The sequence below is a fragment of the Mesorhizobium sp. M7A.F.Ca.US.007.01.2.1 genome (assembly GCF_003998165.1).
Taxonomy (GTDB): Bacteria; Pseudomonadota; Alphaproteobacteria; order Rhizobiales; family Rhizobiaceae; genus Mesorhizobium; species Mesorhizobium ciceri.
In genome coordinates, this window is the sequence record NZ_RZQP01000025.1 from 37,990 (window position 1) to 44,687 (window position 6,698).

Below are 6,698 nucleotides of genomic sequence, written 5' to 3' on the forward strand. Positions count from 1 at the left end.
CGGCTCGCGCTGAACGCGCCGCGCTTCGAGCAGGGGCCGATCGATCGCGTCCGCGCCGAGATTGTCTCCCGCATCGTCGGCAGCGAGCGAGACCCTAACGCCATCGCTCAGCGCAAATGGCTGCGCGCGATCTATGGCGCGCATCCTTGTTCAAGGCTGGGAGAAGGCACAAAAGAGAGCCTGCCCGGCATCACGCCGTCCGACCTCCGCGCCTTCCACCAGGCCATTTTCGCTCGCGACGGGCTCCATATTGCCGTGGTGGGTGACATTGACGCGAACACGTTGAGGGAAAGGCTTGACCAGCTGTTTGGTGATTTGCCTGAGCAACAAACCCTCGTCCCCGTCTACGATGTCGCGCCGAAACTCGGTCAACTGGTGGAGGAGAACTACGACCTGCCGCAGACTTCGCTGACGTTGGCCTGGCCTGGCGTGAAGCCTAGCGCGCCGGATTTCTACGCGGCCGTGCTGCTGAACGACATCCTTGGCGGCTCATACTTGACTTCCCGCCTTTACGAGGAGGTACGTCAAAAACGCGGCCTTGCCTATCACGTCAGCTCTGAACTAACCCTTGACTCGCTTCTGGTTACGACAGAGACACGCTCGGACTGCGCTGCCCAAACACTGAGCATCGTGCGAGATGTGGTAAAGCAGATGGCGCAGCAAGGACCGACCGGGGCCGAGCTCAAGGCGTCGAAGAAGCACCTGATCGGCGCCTATGCCATCGACCAACTGGGCTCGACCCGCTCGATTGCAGACCGGCTCCTGGATTTGCAGATTCACAAGGCCGACGTCGACTACAACCAGCGTCGCGCCCGCAGCATCGGTCGGGTGACGCTCAAACAGGTCAAGGCGGCGGCCAAAAAGCTGCTTTCGGCCGAGCCCGCCATTTTGGTGGTCGGCCCGCCGCTGGGCGGCAAGGATGAGTAAAGAAACTCATCTCACCTTCCTTCTTCATCGGGGCTTCTCGTGGGAAGAGCGAATGTGGAGGCCCGTGGGCCAAGCAGATCATGCAGACGCGCGGAGTCGTTTTCGCCGACCTTGCGCGGCATTGGCGGTCCGGCGGCCTCTCGCCGAAATGGCGCTCCTCAGCATGTATGCCGCCTTTTTGCAGAATTCAGTCGCATGCCACCAGCAGGCATGGTGGATGAAGCAAACATCCGACTGCTTAATCCATCAATTGATGAACCGCGGGCACTCAAACTAACGAAACTGCTGTCTTTTCATCGGGCTAGCGTGGTCTACCAGCTGCTTTGCCGAGGCCCTACGACGAACCCACTGGTGCAGAATACACACTGACGGCCTGTCGACCTGGATGTTCGCTGCGTTGAGGAGGAATCCGGTATTGCCCCTGTGCCTGCCGATGATCCGCCGTCTGAAATCCCCGCACCTGTTTGGAGCCATCGACCGCCTGCCGGCACTCGGCAGACCAGTTGGCAATAAGACGTTCGAGGTCGTCAATCCGTCGACCGGCGAAGTTTTGGCAGAGCTTCCCGATATGGGCGTGGAGGAGACACGTGCTGCGGTAGACAAGGCCTATGTTGCGCAGTCGGGATGGGCCGCGTTGACGGCCCGAGAACGTAGCGACGTTCTTTGGCGATGGCATCAGCTGATCATCGACCATGCAGGCGATCTCGCCGCGATTCTGACTGCGGAAATGGGCAAGCCGCTTGCCGAAGCCATTTCAGAGGTATCGCATGCGGCGGCGTATCTGCAATGGTATGCCGAGGAGGCCAATCGCGTCTATGGCGAGACGATCTCGGCACCCTCGACAGACCGCCGAATGCTAGTGATCAAGCAGCCCATCGGCGTTGTTGGCACGATCACGCCATGGAATTTCCCGGCCTCCATGGTGGCGCGCAAAATCTCGCCGGCCTTGGCTGCGGGCTGCACAATCGTGCTCAAGCCCGCTGAACAGACGCCGCTCGTGGCTGGCGCAATGTTCGCCCTCGCCCATCAGGCCGGCTTTCCCGATGGCGTGGTCAACCTGATCTATGCGTCCGAAGGTGATCGCGTGGGCCGTGAACTCTGCACCAATTCCAAGATTCGAAAGATCAGCTTCACCGGTTCGACCGAGGTCGGACGGCTGCTGATGCGTCAGTGCTCTGACCAGATCAAGAAGGTCAGCCTTGAACTCGGCGGCAATGCACCTTTCATCATCTTCGATGATGCCGACATTGACGGTGCTGTTGACGGTGCGGTCCAGGCGAAGTTCCGCAATGCCGGCCAGACCTGCGTTTCCGCGAACCGCATTTACGTCCAATCGAGCGTTCACGATGAGTTCGTCAAGAAATTCGTGGAAAGAATCCGGCACTTGTCGGTTGGCGACGGATTCGATGCCGGAGTGGACATCGGACCGCTCATCGACAAGCATGCTCTGGCCAAGATCGAGTCTCACGTCGCAGATGCCATTGCGAAAGGCGGCACAATACGATGCGGGGGCCAGCGTATCGGCAAGAATGGCACGTTTTTCGAACCCACGGTCCTCACCGAGATTTCCAGCGTCATGGCAGTCGCGCAAGAGGAGACATTCGGGCCGCTCGCGCCGATCATTCGCTTCAACGATGCGGATCAGGTCGTGCGCGAGGCCAATGACACGATATACGGCCTCGCCGCATACTTCTATGCCTCAAACCTGAAGCGGGTCTGGCGTGTGGCAGAGGCTCTGGAATATGGCATGGTTGGCATCAACACGGGACGCATGTCCTCGGAGGCGGCACCGTTTGGCGGGATCAAACAATCCGGCATCGGGCGGGAGGGTTCCCGTCATGGCCTCGAGGACTATCTGGAAATGAAATATCTTTGCATGGGCGGGATTTGAAACCTGCTGCACTGTCTCTCCGCCCCACCGGGGGGCGGCCTGCGGTCAATGCCGCCACCTAATTGGAAGTTCCAAACGCCGTTGACCTGAAACACGGATGCCCGGCAGGAGACTGAGCTCGCTGTCGGGCCGGACATGCCTTGGGAGGGCATAAGTCAGCGCTCCTAGGGCCGATGGGCCACTCAGTTCGTGCGCCTTTTGCCGATTGCGTTGCATGTGCCGTGCCAAGCCAAAAAGCATTGATAAACCGCCGATGGATCAGCTTTTGCCCTGTTGCGCATTCTACATTGTGGGATATGCGACAATGCCCAAGCGGTTGAATCGTCGTGTTGCAGAACCCCAGACGGGTCATGACTGCTATTCTTAGGACAGTGCGCAGCAAGCCGCTACTCGCTGCACTCCAGGCACACCATTTCCATAATCAAGCGGTGGGTGCTATGTTGACCGAGCTGTCGACCAGGGAACGGTGTGAGGCCTCAGATCCCTCCATATTGTTGCACCCGCCGGTCCAACAGGACTGCAGGTCCGGCCTCAAAGGATCTTGGCTGCTATGGCGACATTGCGGTGCACGCCGCTTTCCGACCAATGATGTGCGTCCAGGTCGAGGCCGGCCCTAATGAACCACCGCCTTGGCACCCTCGCCCATCTCATTTCGGCATCGACAAGCTAGACCAGAGCGCACTTGCAAGGCGCCATGCAGTCCTGTCGGCGGGCGAACTGTTGGTGACGGGTACAGCTGCGAGCGAACGTTCATCCACCGACGCACAGCGCGGACTGTCGCTTTTCAAATTAGGAAATCTCTGTAGCCACCATTCATGAGCGCGCGGCCACGCGAGACGGCCCGACGGATGCGGTCGCGCAGATGATCGCGAGGATCCGCCCAGTCGGCATGGACGCGCCGTTGACCGATGAGAACTTCGGCGAGCTCGCGATGAGGTGCTCCGGCGAGCGAACCGTCGAGCGCACGAAGAACGAAGGACAAACGAACGCCGCGCTTTTCCGGCGCAAACAAGCGGGGGGGCAACTGTTGCCCTAGACTGAGAGCATTGAGGCACTCCAGTCCCCTCAGTCGATGCTTTAAAAGCACCGCGGGCCAGATGGCTTGCGTATGCAGGCAAACAGGGTGGAGGATATTCGCGCCCGAGACGGCGAGCTGCAGCGCGTGGTCCGCATTGCGAAGAAGAACATGCTGGCTCTTGTCGGGCGCCAGCAGGACGATTGCACGACAGGGCAATGCCGAGAGTTCGAACGGCGGTGTCGGCGACGAGGCAGGCAACCGTTCCGCAATGACCGGCAGCACATGGACGCACCAGAGCGGACACCAGAATACGACCGAAGCGCGGCCACAAGACTCCGCGAAACAGAACACCCCAGCGTGACAGGTCGCCGGCCGACGCGACCATATCGAGAAAGGATTGGAGAGACCAAGTCTTGCAATGCTGGCGCGCAGCGGTCAGATCGCGCTGGAACGCTGGATTGCGGCGTAAGAACTCCCAAGCCCACTCCCGCAGCGTCAGGCCAGCGGTGTAGTCGTATGATCTTTCATCCCGCCAATCGGCCTGATCCGCGCCAGTCAGGAGATTCATGACTGACATCCCCTGCCCGCGCCTGCGTGCGTCGAAACATTATGCCACTTCGCAAAGCATCGGCGAAGGCAGCAGACGTCGAAGACCCCGTTTCGTTGAAGCGTCAGCCATCGCCACTGTCGGCGACAGAAGATGTGCCCAAATTGCCACCAGACCGTCGAACTGGCACAGCGACGGCCAGCGCGACCTGGAATTGATCCCGTAACGGTCATCGGCTCCTGCGTCGCGATCCAGACGTCCCTTGAAGGCGCAGTAGCGCGGCAGTGGATCGCACGCTGCTTGTCGGCAAGTTGTCGTAGCGGCGGCGCCATAGGCACGGTCATCGGAGGGTCTCCTGCGGCAAGCTTTCGCCATTGGAGGCCAATCTCCCCGCTAGGGCAGCCTGTGCAGTTGCACAGGTGAAGCGGATCAATCAGGGGGAGCCATGGCGGAAACTGGATGATGGCGGCTTGAGGAGAGCGGCGTATCGAGGCGGGTGATGAAGCCTGCCAGTACCTCTCAAGGAGAGTGATACGCCATGAACGAGACTATCAACACATTGTTCGCCTTCGTCAGCCCGACGAAATCGATGATACCCTGACGGATGTACTTCGCAGCGGCGCGCGCAAATTGCTTGCGCATGCGATCGAGATGGAGGCCGAGGCGTATGCCAAGGCGGTCGACTGCCTGACGAAAGATCATATTGCGTCGCTGGCGCTCTACGATTTCCCCGCCCAACACTGGGATCATCTGCGAACGTCCAATCCCATCGAAAGCGTCTTTGCAACCGTTCGCTATCGCACGGTGCGTACCAAGGGCTCGCTATCCTCGAAAACCGCCCAGCTGATGGTCTTCAAGCTGTTGGCCGCGGCCAGGAAGTGGCGACGATTGAAAGGACAAAATCAGTTGCCGAAACTCATCGCAGGTGCCAGGTTCCTGGACGGAATCCAGGTCATCGAAACGAAGCCGCAGAGCGCCGCTTGATCAGCCTCGTCACCCAAATTCCAGCATAGCTCCATCGGAACTGCCAGCCTTCCTTGCCGATCAGGCGCATATCAGCGCTGACGATACCGAGGACGGCGATGGCGGTCACCTCCAGGCCGCCGAGTAACGACCCTCAAAACACCGCACTGGTCGAGGCCAGCCTGAACCGGTATCTTGTGCCTGCCCTCGGGAGTCGCTCTATCCACCATGTGATCGACACCGACATTGCTAACATCACCAAGAAGATCGTCGCCGGGGGTCACCCGCAAGCGGCTAACACGGCCTTCTGGTGTATGCGGGCATTTTTCAACTGGTGTCGCAAACCGCCGCAACGGCTCATCCGCGGTTTCCCCGCGAGGGATTGGAAAATCCGGATCCGGCCCCGATCGTCAAGCGCAAGCGAGTGGTGAACGATGCCGAACTGGCGGCTATATGAACGGGCTGTGAGCCCGAACCGGGCGATATCGGCTATTCGTTCGGCTCCATCGTCAAGCTGCTCATTCTGACCGGACAGAGGCGTACGGAAGTTGCCGCGATGCGTTGGTCCTCAACCTTGAAGCCGGAACATGGAACTATCGGGTGACCGCACGAAGAACGAAGAGCCTACGCTTATTCCGCTGTCCACACTGGCGGTGTCGGTCCCCCAGACGGTACCGAAGACCAATGACACGTTTTTTTCCCTGCGAGGGGCAACGAAAGAAGCCACTTCTCAGGCTACGCGAAGGGCAAGAAGGCTCTAGACGGCAAGGTCAATACTGACGGGGTGGCTTTGGAGAACTGGACCCTTCACGATCTGCGCAGGACGCTCGCGACAAATCTCGGCAGGCGGCAGGTATTGCCACACGTCATCGAGCACATACTGAATCACAAGGCGGCGTCCTTGACAGACATTGGCGAAATCTACAATCTCTATAGCAACGTCAAGGAGAAGCGCGAGGTGTTGCAGATGTGGTCAAATCACATCGAATGGCTGATCAAGCAGGCTGCGGATGACGCTCTGGCGGCGTAGCTGCTGGCATGGGCGGAAGATGCGGCGCAACAATCGTCAGAGCCTCATCGAATTGGAGATCATGCTTGACCAGCAAATGCGCGGCCAATGCTTCGATGGCTGACCAGTGATCGAGTACTAGCCGGGCCGTGCGATCTTCGATCCGCCTCCAATCGGGGCGGCGCGGCATCAGGAACCGCAACTCACCATAGATTCGCTTGGCATCCGCGTAGTCGCTGCTCCCCTCATTCCCATCGGACGCATTCATCGCCATATCGCGCGGGTCCAGATAGCCTTCGAATGCGGATTCTGCAAAAGGACCTGCCAGACACGCAACTATCTC

At 59.6% G+C, this 6,698-nt stretch carries 5 protein-coding genes and 1 pseudogene; 4 read left to right on the forward strand and 2 right to left on the reverse strand.

Going from position 1 to position 6,698, the window contains the following annotated elements:
- Positions 1-201 precede the first annotated feature (201 nt).
- Together EN949_RS37225 and EN949_RS07405 are read left to right on the forward strand one after the other, a co-directional pair.
- Positions 202-927 (forward strand): annotated as a pseudogene (locus tag EN949_RS37225) (pitrilysin family protein); the annotation flags it as partial.
- Between the two features lie 415 nt (positions 928-1,342).
- On the forward strand, positions 1,343-2,818 hold the full coding sequence (locus EN949_RS07405; RefSeq protein WP_095769043.1) for an NAD-dependent succinate-semialdehyde dehydrogenase: 1,476 nt from the start codon (positions 1,343-1,345) through the stop codon (positions 2,816-2,818).
- 784 nt (positions 2,819-3,602) lie between these two features.
- Here the strand turns inward: EN949_RS07405 and EN949_RS07410 are convergent.
- Positions 3,603-4,118 carry a DUF2285 domain-containing protein gene (locus EN949_RS07410; protein WP_224570032.1) on the reverse strand — a complete coding sequence of 172 codons (516 nt, stop codon included), beginning with the start codon at positions 4,116-4,118 and terminating at the stop codon, positions 3,603-3,605.
- 793 nt (positions 4,119-4,911) lie between these two features.
- Here EN949_RS07410 and EN949_RS07415 point away from each other — a divergent pair.
- Together EN949_RS07415 and EN949_RS37065 are read left to right on the forward strand one after the other, a co-directional pair.
- On the forward strand, positions 4,912-5,367 hold the full coding sequence (locus EN949_RS07415; RefSeq protein WP_256748481.1) for a transposase: 456 nt from the start codon (positions 4,912-4,914) through the stop codon (positions 5,365-5,367).
- Between the two features lie 880 nt (positions 5,368-6,247).
- Positions 6,248-6,376 (forward strand): hypothetical protein, encoded by a 129-nt coding sequence (locus tag EN949_RS37065; protein ID WP_135907184.1) that lies wholly within the window; start codon positions 6,248-6,250, stop codon positions 6,374-6,376.
- Here the strand turns inward: EN949_RS37065 and EN949_RS35795 are convergent.
- The coding region (locus tag EN949_RS35795; RefSeq protein WP_164758107.1) for a hypothetical protein at positions 6,342-6,698 on the reverse strand (357 nt) is incomplete at its 5' end. The two genes, EN949_RS37065 and EN949_RS35795, sit on opposite strands and share 35 nt — an antisense overlap.